Source organism: Pseudomonas bharatica CSV86, assembly GCF_000319305.2.
In the GTDB taxonomy this organism is placed as follows: domain Bacteria; phylum Pseudomonadota; class Gammaproteobacteria; order Pseudomonadales; family Pseudomonadaceae; genus Aquipseudomonas; species Aquipseudomonas bharatica.
Genome location: NZ_AMWJ02000002.1, coordinates 851,244 through 868,706 on the forward strand (window position 1 = coordinate 851,244; position 17,463 = coordinate 868,706).

Here is a 17,463-nt window from a genome sequence, read left to right on the forward strand (position 1 = left end):
CTGATCTGCTAAGTTCCTTGAATCACCAAGACTGACATTCACTGTTACAGTATTCGCAATAATTGCGCCCAACCCTTGCCCGAGGGGATACGCTGCAAATCCCGCCCCGGAGCATTCGCCTGTGCCAGAACGTCATCCAGCCCGCTGCAGCCGTCTTACCGCCACCGAGCGACCGCTACTGAACAAGTTCTACAAGACCCAGGGGTCGGCCATGCGCGCCAGCGAAGGTGGCGAAGCCTGGGTCGTGCGGGCGGGAGAGATCGTTGCCGCGCTGAATCTCACACCGGTGCCGGGCGGACAATGGCTGACCGGCCTGCTGGTGGCTTTTTCCTGGCGGGGGACAGGGATGGCGAGCCGCTTGATCGAAACGGCCTGCGCCGAACAGTGCACCTGGCTGTTCTGCCATCCGGACCTGCAAGGCTTCTATGAACGCCTGGGCTTCGAGGTGACCGAAGCGCTGCCACAGGCGCTGGCCGATCGCCTGGCCCGCTACCGGCGCAGCAAGTCGCTGCTGGCGATGTACCGCAGTCAGTCGTCGCTGGCCGGGTCGAGCCCCGGAACAGCACCTCGGTGTAGCCGAAACGGCTGAAATCATGGATGCGCGAAGGGTACAGGCGGCCGATCAGGTGGTCGCACTCATGCTGTACCACCCGCGCGTGAAAACCCTCGGCGGTTCGCCGGATCGGTTGGCCGTGGGGATCGACGCCTTCATAGAAGATGCTCTTGTAGCGGCTCACCACGCCACGCAGCCCGGGTACCGACAGGCACCCTTCCCAGCCTTCCTCCAGCTCGGTGCCCATGGGCGTGATCAGCGGGTTGAGCAGGATGGTCTGCGGCACCGGCTCGGCATCCGGATAGCGCTCGCTGCGCTCGAAGCCAAAGATCACCAGTTGCAGGTCGACGCCGATCTGCGGCGCCGCCAGGCCCACGCCACCGACATGGCGCATGGTCTCGAACATGTCGTCGATCAGTTGCTGCAGCTCGGCACTGCCGAACAGGTGCTCGGGGACCGGTGGGGCGATGCGCAGCAGGCGCTCGTCGCCCATCTTGAGGATTTCACGAATCATGGGTGGTTCGGCTCGCAGGTTCTGTTTCGGCGGCCGGGGCGTGATCGCGGCCGAGTCCGGAAACCTGGTTTGTAGCACGTTCCGGGGCGCCGTCGCCGGGTTGTTTTTCCCCCGGGTCCTTGCCCTCCTGCGACATATGCTCGATCACCGCGTTCATCTCCGCGCCCAACAGCAGCACCGCCGCAGAAATGTAGAAGTACAACAGCAGGACGATGATCGCCCCGATGCTGCCGTACATGGCGTTGTAGTCAGCGAACGTCTTGACGTAGTAGCCGAAGCCCAGGGAGGCGATGATCCACACCACCACCGCCAGCACCGACCCCGGGTGATGAAGCGGAATTCCTGCTTTACATCGGGCATCACGTAGTAGATCAGCGCCACCGCCACCATCATCAGCACGACGATGGCCGGCCAGCGGGCCACGGTCCAGATGGTCACGATGATGTCTTCCATGCCCACCTGCGACGCCACCCAGCTCATCACCTGCGGGCCCAGGACCATCAGCGCGGCGGCGGCCAGGAGCATGCCGGCGATGCCCACGGTATAGAAGATCGACAGCGGGATGCGCTTCCACACCGGACGCCCTTCGATCACATCGTAGGCGGCATTCATCGCGCTCATCATCAGGCGCACGCCGGCGGAAGCGGTCCACAGGGCGATGACGATACCCACCGAGAGCAGGCCGCCCTTGGATTGCTGGAGCTGGTCGATCACCGGGTTGACCTGCTCCAGCGCCTGCGGTGGCAGGACCAGCTCCGATTGCAGACGCAGCCAGGAAAAGAAGTCCGGCAGGTGCAGGAAACCGATCAGGGCAATGAGGAACAGCAGGAAGGGGAACAGCGAAAACAGCATCTGGTAGGCCAGTGCCGATGCGTAGGTGGACATCTCGTCGTCGAGGAACTCCTTGACGGTTCGCACCAGTACGCGGTGGACCGGCAGACCGCGTAAATGGGTAAGTCTCATTGGCGTCTCCTTGCGCTGCCCCAGGCTCAGTTACAAAACAGTCTAATAGACCCTGTTCACAAGGTCGCGATTCCGTCTGCCGGGTAAAAAAAACGGCCATCCAGGGATGGCCGTCTCTTTATGGCCCGCAGGCCGGTCAAGGCTTTTTCACGGCATCCTTGACCTTGCCCACGGTTTGCTGGGCTTCGCCCTTGAGCTCCTGGGCCTTGCCTTCGGCGCGCAGGCGATCGTTATCGGTCGCCTTGCCCACGCCTTGCTTGATATTGCCGACCGCTTCGTTGGCCATGCCTTTGACTTTGTCTTTGGTGCCACTCATGGGATTTCTCCTTGAAGGTATGTCGGAATCGACAATGAGTGGAGTAGCAGGCGAAGCGGGGAGTTTCATTTATTTTCAGCAGGGTAGATCAAGAGCATTGCGCCCACTGTGGGAGCGGGTTCACCCGCGATTACAATGGTGAACTCACTACCGCAATCGCGGGTAAACCCGCTCCCACAGGGTCCGCGGTGTACCCAGCCATTGCGAACAGCAGCTTTATGTTTGTGCACATTCCCCGCAAAATACCCGACCTTTCCAAGCGTCACTCGCAGGACACCCGCATGAAACTCGACAAGACCACCGCCATCGCCCGCCGCAACGAGGCGCTGGGGACTCCTGTACTGAACAGCGACAACACTCTGTTCGCCGTCCTGGACAGCAAGCGCAGCCTGTGGTGGTTCGATATCCCGGTGGCCTGGCTGCGCAAGAACAGCGACTTCGTCAACCTGCTGCTGCACAGCCCCGAGACCGACAAGCTGCAGCACCTGAAGATTCCGGTGCGCGACCTGCGCACCCATCAGGAAAAGATGGAAGTACGCAATCCGGGCAAACGTCGCTCCACCATCAGCCTGGCCTTGTCGGCCGACCGTGACTCGCTGCTGCGCGACCTGCGGCCCGGTGGCGAGAACCTGGACTTCTCCGGCTATCGCCAGCGCTGAACCGGAGCTGCCGGATCAGGGCAGCTCGATGCGGTTGTCATGGATGACGATCTGGCCGCTCTTGTACAAGGCGCCGATGGCCTTCTTGAAGTTGCCCTTGCTGACCCCGAACAGGTCGCTGATCACCTGCGGGTCGCTCTTGTCGCTCACCGGCAGCACGCCATCGGCGGCCTTCAGCCGAGCGAGGATCTGCTCGTGCAGGCTGCTGGCCGCGCCCTCGCCCACCGGCTGCAGGCTCAGGGCGATCTTGCCGTCGTCACGGATTTCCTTGATGTAGCCCTTTTCCTGCTTGCCCGAACGAAGGAACTTGAACACCTCGTTCTTGTGGATCAGGCCCCAGTGCTGGTTGTTGATGATGGCCTTGAAGCCCATCGGGCTCTGTTCCACCACCAGCAGGTCCACTTGCTGGCCGACCCGGTAGTTGGCCGGGGTCTTGTCCAGGTAGCGATCGAGCTTGGCGGTCGCGGTGATGCGCCGGGTGCGGCGGTCGAGGTAGACGTGCACCACGCAGTACTCGCCGGCGCGCATCTGGCGCTTTTCCTCGGAGTACGGCATCAGCAGGTCCTTGGGCAGGCCCCAGTCGAGGAAGATACCGATGCTGTTGATCTCCACCACCTTGAGGCTGGCAAACTGGCCGACCTGGACCTTGACCTTGTCGGTGGTGGCGATCAGCTTGTCCTCGCTGTCCAGGTAAACGAAGACGTTCAGCCAGTCGTCCACCTCGCTCGGCGTGTCCTTGGGGATGTAGCGCTTGGGCAGAAGGATCTCGCCCTCCGGACCGCCATCCAGGTACAGACCGAAGTCCGTGTGCTTGACCACCTGCAAAGTGTTGTAACGCCCAACTGAAGCCATGTCGAAATCCTCGCTGCGAGGCGCGCATTCTACACGCGATCGCGGTCGATCACCCTGCGCTTCGGCACTTTCACCGCTGGAAACAGCCACGAGGGCATCGCCTTGAACCCCTCCGGTCAAAGCTGCTCTATAAACACTGAGTACGCCAACGCAAGGACGCCGACCATGTCCGCTCGTCTATCACGCTGCCTGCGCCCGTTCCTGCTGGTTTTCACCAGCCTCCTGCTGCTGTCCTGCACACGCCTGGACCTGGCCTACCGCAACCTGGACGTGCTGGTGCCCTGGTCACTCGGCGATTACCTGGACATGAACCGCCAGCAGAAGAACTGGCTGAACGAGCGGCTCAAGGAAGAACTGTCCTGGCACTGCAAGACCCAGTTGCCCGGCTACCTGGCCTGGCTCGACAACATCCGCCAGATGGTCACCAGCAACCAGGTCACCGACCAGCAGTTGCAGCAACGCACCGTCGAAGCCCGTGCGGCAATCGCCCGCGTCGCCGAGCAGATCACCCCGTCGGCGGCGCAATTGCTGCGTGGCATGGATGACCAGCAGGTGCGCGAGATGCGCGAGAACTTCGCCAAGGACATCGAGGAGCGCCAGGCCAAATACGTGAAGACACCGCTGTCGCAGCAGATCGCCGAGCGCGGCGAACGCATGGAGAAACGCCTGTCGCCCTGGTTCGGCGGGCTCAGTCCGCAGCAAAAGGCACGCGTGGCCTCATGGTCGGCGCAACTGGGCGAGCAGAACCGCGCCTGGATCGCCAACCGTGCCCACTGGCAGGCCCAGTTCAGCAACCTGATGGACCAGCGCCACAGCGACAACTTCGAACCGCGCCTGGGCGAACTGCTCAAGGACCGCGAGCGCTTCTGGACTCCGGAATACCGCGTCGCCTTCGCCAATACCGAGGAGCAACTGCGCAGCCTGCTGGTGGACCTGATGGCCCAGAGCAGCGAGCAGCAGCGCCAGCAGCTGGATCAGCGGCTGGGCAAGGTGCGCAAGGATTTCAGTGAGCTGAAGTGCCTTAAAAGCTAAAGGGTCCGATCCTTGCGCCGGTACGGGAACACATCGATCACCTTGCCGGCGCGGATCTTGTCCTGCAGCCCTTTCCAGTAATCGGCATCGTACAGCTCGCCATGCAACTGGCTGAACAGCCGGCGCTGGCCGATATCGGCGAACAGGAACGGCGGGAATTCTTCCGGGAACACATCATGCGGGCCAATGGAATACCACGGCTCGCTAGACATTTCGTCCTCGGGGAAACGTGGCGGCGGAATATGGCGGAAGTTGGCCTCGGTGAGGAAGGTGATCTCGTCGTAGTCGTAGAACACCACCCGGCCGTGACGGGTGACACCGAAGTTCTTCAGCAACATGTCGCCCGGAAAGATATTCGCCGCCGCCAATTGCTTGATCGCCAGGCCGTAGTCGTCCAGCGCCTCGCGGACCTGGGCGTCGTTGGCGTTTTCCAGATACAGGTTGAGCGGGGTCATGCGCCGCTCGGTCCAGCAATGGCGCACCAGCACGGTATCGCCTTCCAGTGCAACGGTGGACGGCGCCACTTCCAGCAATTCCGCCAGGCACTCTGGCTCGAACTTGCTCAGGGGGAAGCGGAAATCGGAGAACTCCTGGGTATCGGCCATGCGCCCGACCCGGTCGACGCTTTTAACCAGGCGGTATTTCTCGATCACCGTGGCGCGGTCGACGTTCTTCGATGGCGAGAAGCGGTCCTTGATGATTTTGAACACGGTATTGAAGCCCGGCAGGGTGAACACGCTCATGACCATGCCGCGCACGCCCGGGGCCATGATGAAGCGATCGTCGGTGCTTGCCAGGTGATTGATCAGCGCCCGGTAGAACTCCGACTTGCCGTGCTTGTAGAAACCGATCGAGGTGTACAGCTCGGCAATGTGCTTGCCCGGCAGGATGCGCTTGAGAAAACCGACGAACTCCGCCGGCACCGGCACATCCACCATGAAGTAGGAACGGGTGAAGGAGAAGATGATCGACACATCGGCTTCGTCGGTGATCAGCGCATCGATCTCGATACCCTGGCCCTCGCGGTGCAGCAGCGGGATCACCAGCGGCCATTGCTCGTCGCGGGTAAAGATACGCCCGACCAGGTAGGCGCCCTTGTTACGGTACAGCACCGGGGAAAACAGCTCGACCTGGAGTTCCGGGTCCTTGCATACCCAGTCCGGCAGGTGCTCGCGCAGTTGCGTCTCCAGCCGCGCCAGGTCGCCGGGCAGGTCGGCGTAGGGCACGTCGAACCGATAGTCTTCGAAAATCATCGCCAGCAGGCCGGACAACTGTCCGTCGGGCCGGTAGATGCGGGTCTGCGCCGCGCGCTCGTGAGCCCTTAGCGAAGGCCGGGTGGTGTGGATGAACATGCAGCCGTCGCTGATCAGGTCATGGCTGAACAGGCTGCAGAAGATCGAGTTGTACCAGGTTTCCGCCAGTTCATCGTCCAGGCGCGGGTCGATCAGCCTGATGTAGGCGCTTTTCACCAGCGGCCACAGCGAGACGTCCAGCAGCACCTCGTCCTCGAATGCCTCGCGCAGGCCCGCACTGATTTCGGCCACCTTCTCCTCGTAGAGGTTGATCCGCGCCGCCGCCGCGCTCTGGATCTGCTGCCAGAGGGCCTGTTCGAAACGCTCGCGGGCGCCGTCGGTGATCTGGCGGAAATGCTCGCGGTAATTGTCGAAACCTTCGAGGATCATCCGGGCGATATCGGCGGCCGGCCATTGCTGGGGCATATCAGGACCTCTGGCAGAAGGACGAAAACCTGAGAGTAACCGGGGCGCTTCGTGCTGCACAGGGGTACACTCCGTTCCCCGTTCGCCCCGGAGAATCCCGTGAGCCCCATTGCCCTGTCCCGCCTGCTGATCCTCGCCGCCGTCTGGGGTGCCAGCTTCCTGTTCATGCGCATCATCGCGCCGGTGCTGGGAACGGTGCCGACGGCGTTCTTCCGGGTGACCATCGCCTGCGCCGGCCTGCTGGTGATGCTCGCCCTAATGCGGGTGCGCTGGGACTTCCAGGGCAAGTTCAAGGTCGCCCTGGTGCTGGGCATGATCAACTCGGGGATTCCGGCGACCTTCTATTCGGTGGCCGCGCAGGTGCTGCCCGCCGGTTACTCGGCAATCTTCAACGCCACCACGCCACTGATGGGCGTGTTGATCGGCGCGCTGTTCTTCCATGAAGCGATGACCCTGCCCAAGCTGTCGGGGATCTTCCTCGGCCTGCTCGGCGTGGGGATTCTCAGTGGCGCGGGCCCGGTGGCCTTCGACCTGAAACTGCTACAGGGTGCCCTCGCCTGCCTCGGCGCAACCACCTGCTACGGCTTTTCCGGCTTTCTCGCCAGGCGCTGGCTGGACCAGCGCGGCGGCCTGGACAGCCGCCTGTCCGCGCTGGGCAGCATGATGGGCGCGAGCCTCCTGCTCACGCCCCTGTTCGCCTGGAGCGTCGCCACCCAGCCACCGGCCAGCTGGGGTGGCTGGCCGGTGTGGCTGTCGCTGCTCGGCCTGGGCCTGCTGTGCACCGCCTTCGCCTACATCCTGTACTTCCGCCTGATCAGCGAGATCGGCCCGGTGAAATCCTCCACAGTGACCTTCCTGATTCCCGCCTTCGGCGTGCTCTGGGGTGCCTGGCTGCTGGACGAACCGCTGTCCACCGCACACCTCTACGGCGGACTGCTGATCGGCCTGGCCCTGTGGCTGGTGCTCAAGCCTGCGCGGGCCGGCGGAACACGAACAGCAGGCCGATGACGATCAAGGCCATGCCCAGCAGGCTCAGGGCCGCGAGGCGGTTGCCGAAGATCAGGTAATCCATCACCGCGGTCACCGCTGGCACCAGGTAGAACAGGCTGGTGACATTCACCAGGTTGCCGCGGGCGATCAGCCGGTACAGCAACAGGGTCGCCAGCACCGAGACCACCAGCCCCATCCACGCCACCGACAGCAGGAACTGCGGGTTCAGCTTCACCTCGAGTGGCTGCAACGGCGCGAACAATACGCACATCAGCAGCCCCGCCAGGTACTGCAGCGGCAGGGTGCCGAGAGGCTCGCGGGTGATGCGCTTCTGCATGATCGAACCACCGGTCATGCTCACCAGCGCCAGCAAGGCGAAGAGCATCCCGGACCAGGACATACCGCCCAGGCCGATGCCCTGCCAGACCACCAGGACCAGCCCCGTCAGCCCCAGGCACAGGCCGAACAGACGCCCCAATGAACGCCGGCGCTCCATCAGGACCACGGTCAGGATGGGCTGGACACCCATAACCGTGGCCATGACCCCAGGAGTGACCTTCAGGTCCAGCGCCAGCAGATAGAAGATCTGGTAGGCACCGAGCAGAATCCCGCCGGTCACCAGGGCCTGGCGGATAGCCGCAGGCTCGCGGGGCCAGCGCAGCTTGAGCAGCGGCCCCAGGAGTACCAGGGCGCCAAGGGCGAGAAGGAAGCGAATCAGCAGAAAAGCGAAGGGCGTAGCCTGGGCCAGCCCCAGTTTCGAGACAATCGCGCCACTGCTCCAGAGCAGGACGAACAGGCTCGTGGTGGCCGCCGAGGCCACGGAAGTCTTGTGCAGGAAAGACATGGATTTGCCACCTGTATTCGGGCAAGAAAGCCGATCGGACGGACTGCGAGGGCGCAGCCGGCCGGATTCAGAAACGTTGCGTGTGCAGCGGGCGTCAGCCCACTACCACCACTGCCACGACGGTTCTGACAGGTGGGGACTGGCTGATGGCCGGCTGCTGGAACCCGCGCACGACAACCACCGCGTCGGGCGCGGTAGCGAGTACTGGGGCTACAGGGGAAGCTGGCATGAGCGAGTCTTCGGGTGAGATGTAGAGGCTCAGGACTATAGGCCTGGCACTTTGATAGTGCAAGCCTTGAGGGCCTCATCGCTGGCAAGCCAGCTCCCACAGGGTTGTGGGAGCTGGCTTGTCGGATCGCCGCACCGCAGCGATGAGGCCCTCGAGAGCGAATCAGAACAACCAGCGGTACAGCAAGTAAGCCACCACCACGGCCAACACCGGCCGCAGCACACGGTAAGCCTTCGGATTGGCACGCTTGAAGGCTTTCACCCGCGTGCTGATGACGTTGCTGAACTTCTTGCTCCAGGCATAGGCCTGGTTGATCCCGCCGACCCGCTCGTCATCGGTGTTCTGCGGAGCAGTGGCGCGGCCGAGGAAGGCGCTGACCTTGCGGTTGATCTTGGTCATGAGCGGGCTGCTCAGCGGCCGCTCGACGTCGCAGAAGAGGATCACCCGGGTCATGTCGGTTTCGTTCTTGACCCAGTGCACATAGGTTTCGTCGAACATCACGTCCTCGCCGTCGCGCCAGGCGTACGGCTGACCATCGACGTAGATGCGGCAGTTGTCCGAGTTCGGCGTGGTCAGGCCCAGGTGATAGCGCAGCGAACCGGCGAACGGGTCACGATGCGGGTTGAGGTGGCTGCCACCCGGCAGCAGGGCGAACATCGCCCCCTTGACGTTGGGAATGCTGTTGACCAGCTCGACGGTCTTCGGGCACAGCAGCTCGGCCGACGGTAGGGCCTTGTCGTACCACTTCAGGTAGAAGCGCTTCCAGCCCTTCTTGAAGAACGAACCGAAGCCGGCGTCGTTGTCCTTCTCGGCGGCGCGGATATAGCCCTCGTCGAACAGGTGCATGGCCTCTTCGCGGATGGTCTGCCAGTTGTTTTTCAGGGGTATACGGATTTAATGGTTGATGGGGCACCTTTACCCCACCAACCTGATACCATTATCAGATGGTTGATAGATCGACTCCGTAGTTGAGTTCCTCTGCGAAGTCCGGCAGTCCGTAACCGATGGTTTTCTTGTAGAAAGGAGAGACCTTCGCAGTCGGTGCCTTCTTCTTGTGCTTCGTGGTGTAGAGCATTCGTGCCCGCATCACCTCGAAGGAGTAACCGCGCCCTTCACGGTTCTTGTCCTTGGCCAGTCGGTTGATGGACTCCGTGTAAGCGTTGGTGACGGGCATGTCCGTCTCGAAGTAGGTCATGGTCTCTTCGCGCCAGTTTCCCACTGCCCTGACCAGATCGCTCCAGACTTCCTTTTGGCCCTTCGGGATGGTGGCTATCCACTCGTCCAGGGCGGCTTCTGCCTGGAGCCGTGTGGTGGCGTCCCAGATGCCGTAGAAGCGCTCCTTGTGCTCGTAGGCGGCCAGCAGTTGCGGGAACGCGCCTGTCCAGGTCTCCATGATGAGGCGCTCCCGGTCTGAGACTTCGTGAGCGCGTTTCAGCAGGATTTTCCGGTCTCCCTTGAGAGTCCGGCTCTGGGACGGTTTCAGCTCCTTTCTGAGGCCCTTGCGCACTCTCTCTAGGGCATCGTTGGCCATGCGCACCACATGGAACTTATCGACCACGATACGGGCCTGGGGCAGCACAGCCTTGACCGCTGCCCGGTAGGGGTTCCACATGTCCATGCTGACGATCTCGACCTTCTGCCGGTCTTTCAGCTTCATCAGGTAGTTGGTCACCACGTCCTGGCGGCGGGTGGCCAGCAGGTCGAGCAGGGTTCGCTCCTCAATGTTGGTCAGAATGCAGCGGTAGCGCTTGTTCAGGTATAGCTCGTCAATGCCCAGGATGCGGGGCGTCTCGAAGCGGTGCCAGCGCCCCAGGAACTCGGCGCGGGCGTTGAAGATGTCGCGCACCGTCTTCTCGTCCAGGCCGGTCTGTGCCGCCACAAAGGTGTAGGGGTGGTTGAAGGATTCCTTCTCCACGTACTCATGCAGCCGCAGTGTCATACGGAATCCGTCCACCATCTCCGGTAGCTGGGGCCTGAATGTTGTCTTGCAGGCCCGGCAGGTGTATCGGCGGCGGACCACCCAGAGAGTGACCCGCTTGCCGTGGATGGGCAGATCACGATAGGGAACGTCACGCTTGCCGAACCGCACGAACTCACCCTGCACGCCGCACCCCTCGCAGGCTACTGGTGTAGGTGCTTCAAGCCGAAAATGTATGTCTTCATTCTGCTCATCAGAATCCACCAACTGGTACCCAGGAAGGCTTAACGAATTAATCATCTCCCGCCTTGATCAGAAAAACAGGTAGGTGGCGTAACCGGCAATCATCGCCATAGCAAAAATGACTGCTAAAAACGCCGCTAAAAGCTTCAGCGTGAACAAAGAGCGCAACAGAATGAGCTCAGTCAGGCTGGCTCCGGCACTGCCGATGATCAACGCTAGCACCGTCCCGGCACCCACGCCTTTGGCCATCAGAGCCGCTGCCAGAGGTATGACGGCTTCAGCGCGAATATACAACGGCACGCCGATGACAGCGGCAACTGGAATGGCAAAGGGATTATCTGGGCCTGCATACTGCTCCAATAAGTCAGTGGGCATGAAACCATAGATCACGCTGCCAATCGCAATACCGATGAGCAGGTAAGGCAACACATCGATAAAGTCCGACCAAGCTTCCCGCCACACACCACTGTACTTCCCTTCTTTCTTAACCGTGACAGTGGGTTGACTGTCACAGCATTCGCTAGACGTAGAGACTGTTGTCTTCCTATCAGCCCCGCAAGAAGCCGTCTTCGGAGTGGTGTCGCAGCTGTTGGTGCCGCAACTCGATGCGGTCGATGTAGCACTGCACGGGCTTGCTGATGAACTACATCCACTGCTCTCTTGTGTCGCCGTCCGGCGCACATAACGCTCGAAGCCAAGCGTGTGAAGCAGCCATCCGGCACCTACCGCGACCACCAAAGCGGCGAGCACATAGATAGCAGTAAGTGTCCATCCAAACGTGGCAACCAGCAGGCCGACGACGATAGGATTCAGCAACGGAGATGAGAAAAGAAACACCATCATCGGCCCAAAACCGGCCCGTGCCCGAATCAACCCTTTCAACATGGGGATAGTCGAGCAACTACAGAAGGGCGTTATAGCTCCTAAACCAGCAGCAAGAAAATAGCCTCGCTTCCCACTGGAAGTCAGTAACGCTTCCACCTTGGATGGTGGGATGTGACGTTGAAGAACTCCGACCAGCAAGCTAATGCCAATGAATAAAACCGATAGCTCGATAGCGAGAAAGGCGAACATGCCTAGAGCGTCTTGGAGTTGAGATGACATTCAATATTACTCCTATATTTCTAGTATTGTCGAAATGATGTACGCAGCCTACTTGCGTTTATCCGACCTGTCAACTATAATTCTAGAAACATCGAATTATTGGGGCGTGCTATGGATCACGAAAAGGTTGCAGCCAGCTTAGCTGAGCTAGGGAATAGTCACCGACTGTCCGTGTTCCGCTTTCTGGTCAAAGCTGGCCATGATGGGGCTTCGGTCGGAGATATCCAGAAGGGGCTGGGTATTCCTGCTTCGACGCTATCACATCACCTTGCGCGCATGGCCAAGGTAGGGCTGATCCGGCAGGAGAAACATAGCCGCACGATTGTCTGTATACCCGAGTATGGGCACCTAGAGAATTTGATCGGTTTCTTACAAGAGGAATGTTGTGCAGGTGTCCGGATTGCGCATGAACCAGAACCGCTTTGACGCTTGCCCAGCTCTCGCTGTCCTCCCTAGTCAGCATCGCTATGAAGACTCAGGCGAAGGTGGAAACAGAAAATTGGCAGTAGAGTAGGCTGAAGAGGATCAATCAGATAATCCGCTGAGAAAGATTTTCTTCTTTACATCTTTGGCATTTTATCAACCAGAAATTCCGGATACCCTTTTTCAGTACATCCAGCTCAGGGAAGCGCTCGCGGTCCAGGTACGGCTTGGACGGCACCCCGGAGAACAGGTACATCAGCGAGTTATAGGGGGCGAACAGCGCCGAATGGTTGACGAACTGGCGCAGCACCGGCAGCCGGGCCTTGCCGCGCAGGTGCACGAACAGGACGCTGCCGAAGAACAGCAGCAGCACGCCTGCCTTGGCGACAAAGGAAAAAGTCATTCAATGCTCCTGGAAGTCTCGTTCAGGCTCAGGGCCGGAAATTGGCCATGATAAACCGAACAGGCCCCGGCAAGAACAACCGGCGCCTGATAGACAGTGTTGGGGATTTTGTAATAACCGTCGGGAGGGTGCATTGTCCCGGGTCAAGCTGTGAACTCACTGGCCCTATCGCTGGCAAGCCAGCTCCCACAGGTACTTGCACATCTCTCAAGACCTGTGCTGGCCCTGTGGGAGCTGGCTTGCCAGCGATGAGGCCATCAGCCACAACACAAAGGTTTGCTCTTACTGCTGGTTCTCCTGGTCGGTGAACAGGTCACTGAACAGCATGCTCGACAGGTAGCGCTCGCCCGAGTCCGGCAGGATCACCACGATGGTCTTGCCCTGCATTTCCGGCTTCTCGGCCAGGCGCACGGCGGCAGCCATGGCCGCGCCGCAGGAGATCCCGCAAAGAATCCCTTCTTCCTGCATCAGGCGCAGGGCCATGGCCTTGGCCTCGTCGTCGCTGACCTTTTCCACCTGGTCGACGATGGACAGATCGAGGTTCTTCGGCACGAAACCGGCGCCGATACCCTGGATCTTGTGCGGGCTGGGCTTGATTTCCTCGCCGGCCAGGGCCTGGGAGATGACCGGCGAAGCGATCGGTTCCACGGCAACGGAGAGGATGGCCTTGCCCTGGGTGTTCTTGATGTAGCGCGACACTCCGGTAATGGTGCCGCCGGTACCGACGCCCGCCACCAGCACATCCACCGCACCGTCGGTGTCGTTCCAGATTTCCGGACCGGTGGTCTTCTCGTGGATCGCCGGGTTGGCCGGGTTATCGAACTGCGCCGGCATGAAGTATTTCTCCGGATCGCTGGCGAGGATCTCGTTGGCCTTCTCGATGGCGCCCTTCATGCCCTTGGCCGGCTCGGTCAACACCAGTTCGGCGCCCAGCGCCTTGAGCACCTTGCGGCGCTCGATGCTCATCGACGCCGGCATGGTCAGCAGCAGCTTGTAGCCACGGGCGGCGGCGACGAAGGCCAGGCCGATGCCGGTGTTGCCCGAAGTCGGCTCGACGATGGTCATGCCCGGCTTGAGCCGGCCGCTGCTTTCGGCGTCCCAGACCATGTTCGCGCCGATCCGGCATTTGACCGAATAACCCGGGTTGCGCCCTTCGATCTTGGCCAGGATGGTCACCCCGCGCGGGGCGATGCGGTTGATCTGCACCAGCGGCGTATTACCGATGGAATGGGCGTTGTCAGCGAAGATACGGCTCATGGCAGGAGGTCCTTTTGGCACCGAGCTAAAAAAACAAGGGTAAGCCTGCCATGGGGGTGCGTCTACCCCGGTCGAACTCCATGCAAGCGAGCGCGGTCAACCTTTCATCCGGGATCTGGAGGCTCCGATGAAACGTCGCTATAGCTGGCCCTTGACCACGCTGGCCGGCCTTCTCGTGCTGTTGCTGGCTCTGCACCTGTCGCTGCCGTGGCTGGTGCGCGACTACCTGAACGGCAAGCTTGCCGACATGGGCGATTATCGCGGCCAGATCGCCGACGTTGACCTGGCCTGGTGGCGCGGAGCCTACAAGATCAACGGCCTGACCATCGTCAAGACCACAGGCAAGGTGCCGGTGCCGTTGCTCGATGCACCGGTGATCGACCTGTCGGTGAGCTGGCATTCGTTGTGGTACGACCATGCCGTGGTCGGCGAAGTGACCTTCCTCAACCCCGAACTCAATTTCGTCGACGGCGGCAGCAAGCAGGCCTCGCAGACCGGCCAGGGCACCAACTGGCGGCAACAGCTGGAAAAACTGCTGCCCATCACCCTCAACGAGGTGCTGATCCAGGACGGCACCCTGACCTTCCGCAACTACAACTCCAAACCGGCGGTGGACCTCAAGGCCACCCAGCTCAACGCCAGCATCCACAACCTGACCAATGTGGTGGACAAGCAAGGCCGGCGCGACGCCACCTTCGACGGCAAGGCCCTGCTGGTGGGCGATGCGCCGGTGGAGAGCCAGGCCACCTTCGATCCGCTGAGCAATTTCGAGGATTTCAAGTTCCGCCTGCGCGCCACCGACATCCAGTTGCGCCGCCTGAACGACTTCGCCAGCGCCTATGGCAAGTTCGACTTCAAGGCCGGCCACGGCGACGTGGTGATCGAGGCCGAGGCCGAAAAAGGCCGCCTGACCGGCTATATCAAGCCGCTGCTGCGCGATGTCGAGGTGTTCGACTGGCAACAGGACGTGGAGAACAAGGACAAGAACATTTTCCGCTCGGTCTGGGAAGCGCTGGTCGGCGCCACCGAGACGGTGCTGAAGAACCAGCCGAAAAACCAGTTCGCCACCCGGGTCGAACTGTCCGGCAGCGTGCACCAGAGCGATGTCAGCGCCTTCGAAGCCGTGCTGCAGATCCTGCGCAACGGCTTTATCCAGGCCTTCAACGCACGTTACGAGCGTTCCGCGCCCAAGTCTGACTGAGTCACCGAGTGACGGCCCATTCAGAGACTGAATGGGCCGTCTGCGTTCCCACTGTGTAGGGCGGCGGGTATAGTCGCGTATGACATTTTTCTGCCGGATGGATCATTCCCGGCATCCGTATTCATGAGGATGGACAGATGAAGTTCGAAGGCACCAGCGCATACGTCGCCACAGACGACCTGAAACTGGCGGTCAATGCGGCGATCACCCTGGAGCGGCCACTGCTGGTCAAGGGCGAGCCGGGCACCGGCAAGACCATGCTCGCCGAGCAACTGGCCGCCTCCTTCGGTGCCAAATTGATCACCTGGCATATCAAGTCCACCACCAAGGCCCACCAGGGCCTTTATGAGTACGATGCGGTCAGCCGCCTGCGCGACTCGCAACTGGGCGTGGACAAGGTCCACGACGTGCGCAACTACCTGAAGAAGGGCAAGTTGTGGGAAGCCTTCGAATCCGAGGAGCGGGTGATCCTGTTGATCGACGAAATCGACAAGGCCGATATCGAGTTCCCCAACGACCTCTTGCAGGAACTCGACAAGATGGAGTTCTACGTCTACGAGACCGACGAAACCATCAAGGCCAAGCAGCGTCCGATCATCATCATTACCTCGAACAACGAGAAAGAGCTGCCGGACGCCTTCCTGCGCCGCTGCTTCTTCCACTACATCGCCTTCCCCGACCGCGAGACGCTGCAGCAGATCGTCGATGTGCACTACCCGAACATCAAGAAGGACCTGGTCAGCGAAGCGCTGGACGTGTTCTTCGACGTGCGCAAGGTCCCGGGCCTGAAGAAAAAGCCGTCCACCTCCGAACTGGTCGACTGGCTGAAGCTGCTAATGGCCGACAACATCGGCGAGGCCGTGCTGCGCGAGCGCGATCCGACCAAGGCCATCCCGCCGCTGGCGGGTGCCCTGGTGAAGAACGAACAGGACGTGCAACTGCTCGAACGCCTGGCCTTCATGAGCCGCCGCGGCAACCGCTGAGGCCAGGGGGCGAACGCCATGCTGCTCAATCTGTTCAATGAAATGCGCGCCGCCAAGGTGCCGGTGTCGGTGCGCGAACTGCTCGACCTGATCAACGCTTTGCAAAAGCGCGTCACCTTCGCCGACATGGACGAGTTCTACTACTTGTCGCGGGCGATCCTGGTCAAGGACGAACGGCATTTCGACAAGTTCGACCGGGCCTTCTCCGCCTACTTCAAGGGCCTGGAGAACCTCGATCAGCACCTGGAGGCGCTGATTCCGGAGGATTGGCTGCGCAAGGAGTTCGAGCGCCAGCTGACCGATGAAGAACGCGCACAGATCCAGTCCCTGGGCGGGCTGGACAAGCTGATCGAAGAATTCAAGAAACGCCTGGAAGAACAGAAAGGACGCCATGCCGGCGGCAACAAGTGGATCGGCACCGGCGGCACCAGCCCGTTCGGCTCGGGCGGATTCAACCCCGAGGGGATCCGCGTCGGCGAGGCCGGCAAGCGCCAGGGCAAGGCGGTCAAGGTCTGGGACCAGCGCGAGTACAAGAACCTCGACGACCAGGTCGAGCTTGGCACGCGCAACATCAAGCTGGCCCTGCGCCGCTTGCGCAAGTTCGCTCGCCAGGGCGCGGCGGACGAGCTGGATATCGACGGCACCATCGACCACACCGCCCGCGACGCCGGGCTGCTAAACATCCAGATGCGCCCGGAGCGACGCAACAGCGTGAAACTGTTGCTGCTATTCGATATCGGCGGCTCGATGGATGCTCACGTGAAGATCTGCGAGGAACTGTTCTCGGCCTGCAAGACCGAGTTCAAGCACCTTGAGTATTACTACTTCCACAACTTCGTCTACGAATCGGTGTGGAAGAACAACCTGCGCCGCACCTCGGAGCGCACCTCGACCCTGGACCTGCTGCACAAGTACGGCGCCGACTACAAGGTGGTGTTCGTCGGTGACGCGGCCATGGCGCCGTACGAGATCACCCAGCCGGGTGGCAGCGTCGAGCACTGGAACGAAGAGGCCGGGTATGTGTGGATGCAGCGCTTCATGGAGAAATTCAAGAAGCTTATCTGGATCAACCCGTATCCGAAGGACACCTGGAACTACACGGCCTCGACCAATATCGTCCGCGAACTGATCGAGGACCGCATGTATCCGCTGACCTTGCGGGGGTTGGAGGAAGGTATGAGGTTCCTGTCCAAGTAGGAGGGTGTTCTTGAGGGCCTCATCGCTGGCAAGCCAGCTCCCACAGGGATCGCTGAACCTGTGG

Annotated in this window: 15 protein-coding genes and 4 pseudogenes; 8 read left to right on the forward strand and 11 right to left on the reverse strand. The window is 61.2% G+C overall.

From position 1 onward, the window contains the following. Nucleotides 1–121 precede the first annotated feature (121 nt). The gene (locus tag CSV86_RS17570; protein ID WP_311985850.1) at nucleotides 122–589 is read left to right on the forward strand and encodes a GNAT family N-acetyltransferase; all 468 of its coding nucleotides are present in this window, start codon (nucleotides 122–124) and stop codon (nucleotides 587–589) included. Here CSV86_RS17570 and def read toward each other — a convergent pair. The 3 genes and pseudogenes from def to CSV86_RS17585 all read right to left on the reverse strand — a co-directional run. Then, a pseudogene (gene def / locus CSV86_RS17575) lies at nucleotides 552–1,067 on the reverse strand (peptide deformylase); the annotation flags it as partial. The gene CSV86_RS17570 and the pseudogene def overlap by 38 nt on opposite strands. Beyond that, nucleotides 1,057–2,030: pseudogene (locus tag CSV86_RS17580) on the reverse strand (YihY/virulence factor BrkB family protein). The pseudogenes def and CSV86_RS17580, both read right to left, overlap by 11 nt. Before the next feature lie 136 nt (nucleotides 2,031–2,166). Further along, nucleotides 2,167–2,346 carry a CsbD family protein gene (locus CSV86_RS17585; RefSeq protein WP_009405214.1) on the reverse strand — a complete coding sequence of 60 codons (180 nt, stop codon included), beginning with the start codon at nucleotides 2,344–2,346 and terminating at the stop codon, nucleotides 2,167–2,169. Nucleotides 2,347–2,627: 281 nt separating this feature from the next. On the opposite strand from CSV86_RS17585, the gene CSV86_RS17590 reads away from it, so the two are divergent. Further along, nucleotides 2,628–3,005: a hypothetical protein gene (locus CSV86_RS17590; protein ID WP_009405215.1), complete on the forward strand. Its 378-nt coding sequence runs from the start codon at nucleotides 2,628–2,630 to the stop codon at nucleotides 3,003–3,005. Between the two features lie 15 nt (nucleotides 3,006–3,020). Here the strand turns inward: CSV86_RS17590 and CSV86_RS17595 are convergent, their stop codons facing one another. Continuing rightward, nucleotides 3,021–3,857 (reverse strand): CvfB family protein, encoded by an 837-nt coding sequence (locus CSV86_RS17595; protein WP_009405216.1) that lies wholly within the window; start codon nucleotides 3,855–3,857, stop codon nucleotides 3,021–3,023. Nucleotides 3,858–4,022: 165 nt separating this feature from the next. Between CSV86_RS17595 and CSV86_RS17600 the strand changes: the two genes are divergently transcribed. Beyond that, nucleotides 4,023–4,889 (forward strand): DUF6279 family lipoprotein, encoded by an 867-nt coding sequence (locus CSV86_RS17600; protein ID WP_009405217.1) that lies wholly within the window; start codon nucleotides 4,023–4,025, stop codon nucleotides 4,887–4,889. On the opposite strand, the gene aceK is transcribed toward CSV86_RS17600, so the two are convergent. Then, nucleotides 4,886–6,607 (reverse strand): bifunctional isocitrate dehydrogenase kinase/phosphatase, encoded by a 1,722-nt coding sequence (gene aceK / locus CSV86_RS17605; RefSeq protein ID WP_009405218.1) that lies wholly within the window; start codon nucleotides 6,605–6,607, stop codon nucleotides 4,886–4,888. The two genes, CSV86_RS17600 and aceK, sit on opposite strands and share 4 nt — an antisense overlap. Before the next feature lie 99 nt (nucleotides 6,608–6,706). Here aceK and CSV86_RS17610 point away from each other — a divergent pair, with 99 nt between their 5' ends. Then, a complete protein-coding gene (locus CSV86_RS17610; RefSeq protein ID WP_009405219.1) occupies nucleotides 6,707–7,615 on the forward strand; it encodes a DMT family transporter in 909 nt (302 codons plus the stop codon). Here the strand turns inward: CSV86_RS17610 and CSV86_RS17615 are convergent. From CSV86_RS17615 to CSV86_RS17630, 4 genes and pseudogenes are all read right to left on the reverse strand, one after another. Further along, entirely contained in the window at nucleotides 7,572–8,441 is an 870-nt protein-coding gene (locus CSV86_RS17615; protein WP_009405220.1) for a DMT family transporter, read from the reverse strand. The genes CSV86_RS17610 and CSV86_RS17615 overlap by 44 nt on opposite strands. A 391-nt stretch (nucleotides 8,442–8,832) precedes the next feature. After that, a pseudogene (locus CSV86_RS17620) lies at nucleotides 8,833–9,552 on the reverse strand (aspartyl/asparaginyl beta-hydroxylase domain-containing protein); the annotation flags it as partial. Nucleotides 9,553–9,610: 58 nt separating this feature from the next. Beyond that, the gene (locus CSV86_RS17625) at nucleotides 9,611–10,888 is read right to left on the reverse strand and encodes an ISL3 family transposase (protein WP_000610830.1); all 1,278 of its coding nucleotides are present in this window, start codon (nucleotides 10,886–10,888) and stop codon (nucleotides 9,611–9,613) included. A 12-nt stretch (nucleotides 10,889–10,900) separates the two neighbouring features. Next, complete coding sequence (locus tag CSV86_RS17630) at nucleotides 10,901–11,905, reverse strand: permease (protein WP_040363373.1); 1,005 nt, start codon at nucleotides 11,903–11,905, stop codon at nucleotides 10,901–10,903. A 141-nt stretch (nucleotides 11,906–12,046) separates the two neighbouring features. On the opposite strand from CSV86_RS17630, the gene CSV86_RS17635 reads away from it, so the two are divergent. Continuing rightward, nucleotides 12,047–12,361: an ArsR/SmtB family transcription factor gene (locus tag CSV86_RS17635; RefSeq protein WP_000349485.1), complete on the forward strand. Its 315-nt coding sequence runs from the start codon at nucleotides 12,047–12,049 to the stop codon at nucleotides 12,359–12,361. A 178-nt stretch (nucleotides 12,362–12,539) separates the two neighbouring features. On the opposite strand, the pseudogene CSV86_RS17640 reads toward CSV86_RS17635, so the two are convergent. Both CSV86_RS17640 and cysK read right to left on the reverse strand, forming a co-directional pair. Then, nucleotides 12,540–12,761: pseudogene (locus tag CSV86_RS17640) on the reverse strand (aspartyl beta-hydroxylase); the annotation flags it as partial. A 282-nt stretch (nucleotides 12,762–13,043) separates the two neighbouring features. Beyond that, nucleotides 13,044–14,018: a cysteine synthase A gene (cysK, locus tag CSV86_RS17645; protein ID WP_009399559.1), complete on the reverse strand. Its 975-nt coding sequence runs from the start codon at nucleotides 14,016–14,018 to the stop codon at nucleotides 13,044–13,046. Nucleotides 14,019–14,145: 127 nt separating this feature from the next. Between cysK and CSV86_RS17650 the strand changes: the two genes are divergently transcribed. From CSV86_RS17650 to CSV86_RS17660, 3 genes are all read left to right on the forward strand, one after another. Continuing rightward, the gene (locus CSV86_RS17650) at nucleotides 14,146–15,219 is read left to right on the forward strand and encodes a DUF748 domain-containing protein (protein ID WP_009399560.1); all 1,074 of its coding nucleotides are present in this window, start codon (nucleotides 14,146–14,148) and stop codon (nucleotides 15,217–15,219) included. Nucleotides 15,220–15,356: 137 nt separating this feature from the next. Beyond that, nucleotides 15,357–16,202, forward strand: coding sequence for an AAA family ATPase (locus CSV86_RS17655; RefSeq protein WP_009399561.1), 846 nt, complete (start codon nucleotides 15,357–15,359; stop codon nucleotides 16,200–16,202). 18 nt (nucleotides 16,203–16,220) lie between these two features. Next, nucleotides 16,221–17,399: a vWA domain-containing protein gene (locus CSV86_RS17660; RefSeq protein ID WP_009399562.1), complete on the forward strand. Its 1,179-nt coding sequence runs from the start codon at nucleotides 16,221–16,223 to the stop codon at nucleotides 17,397–17,399. Nucleotides 17,400–17,463 lie beyond the last annotated feature (64 nt).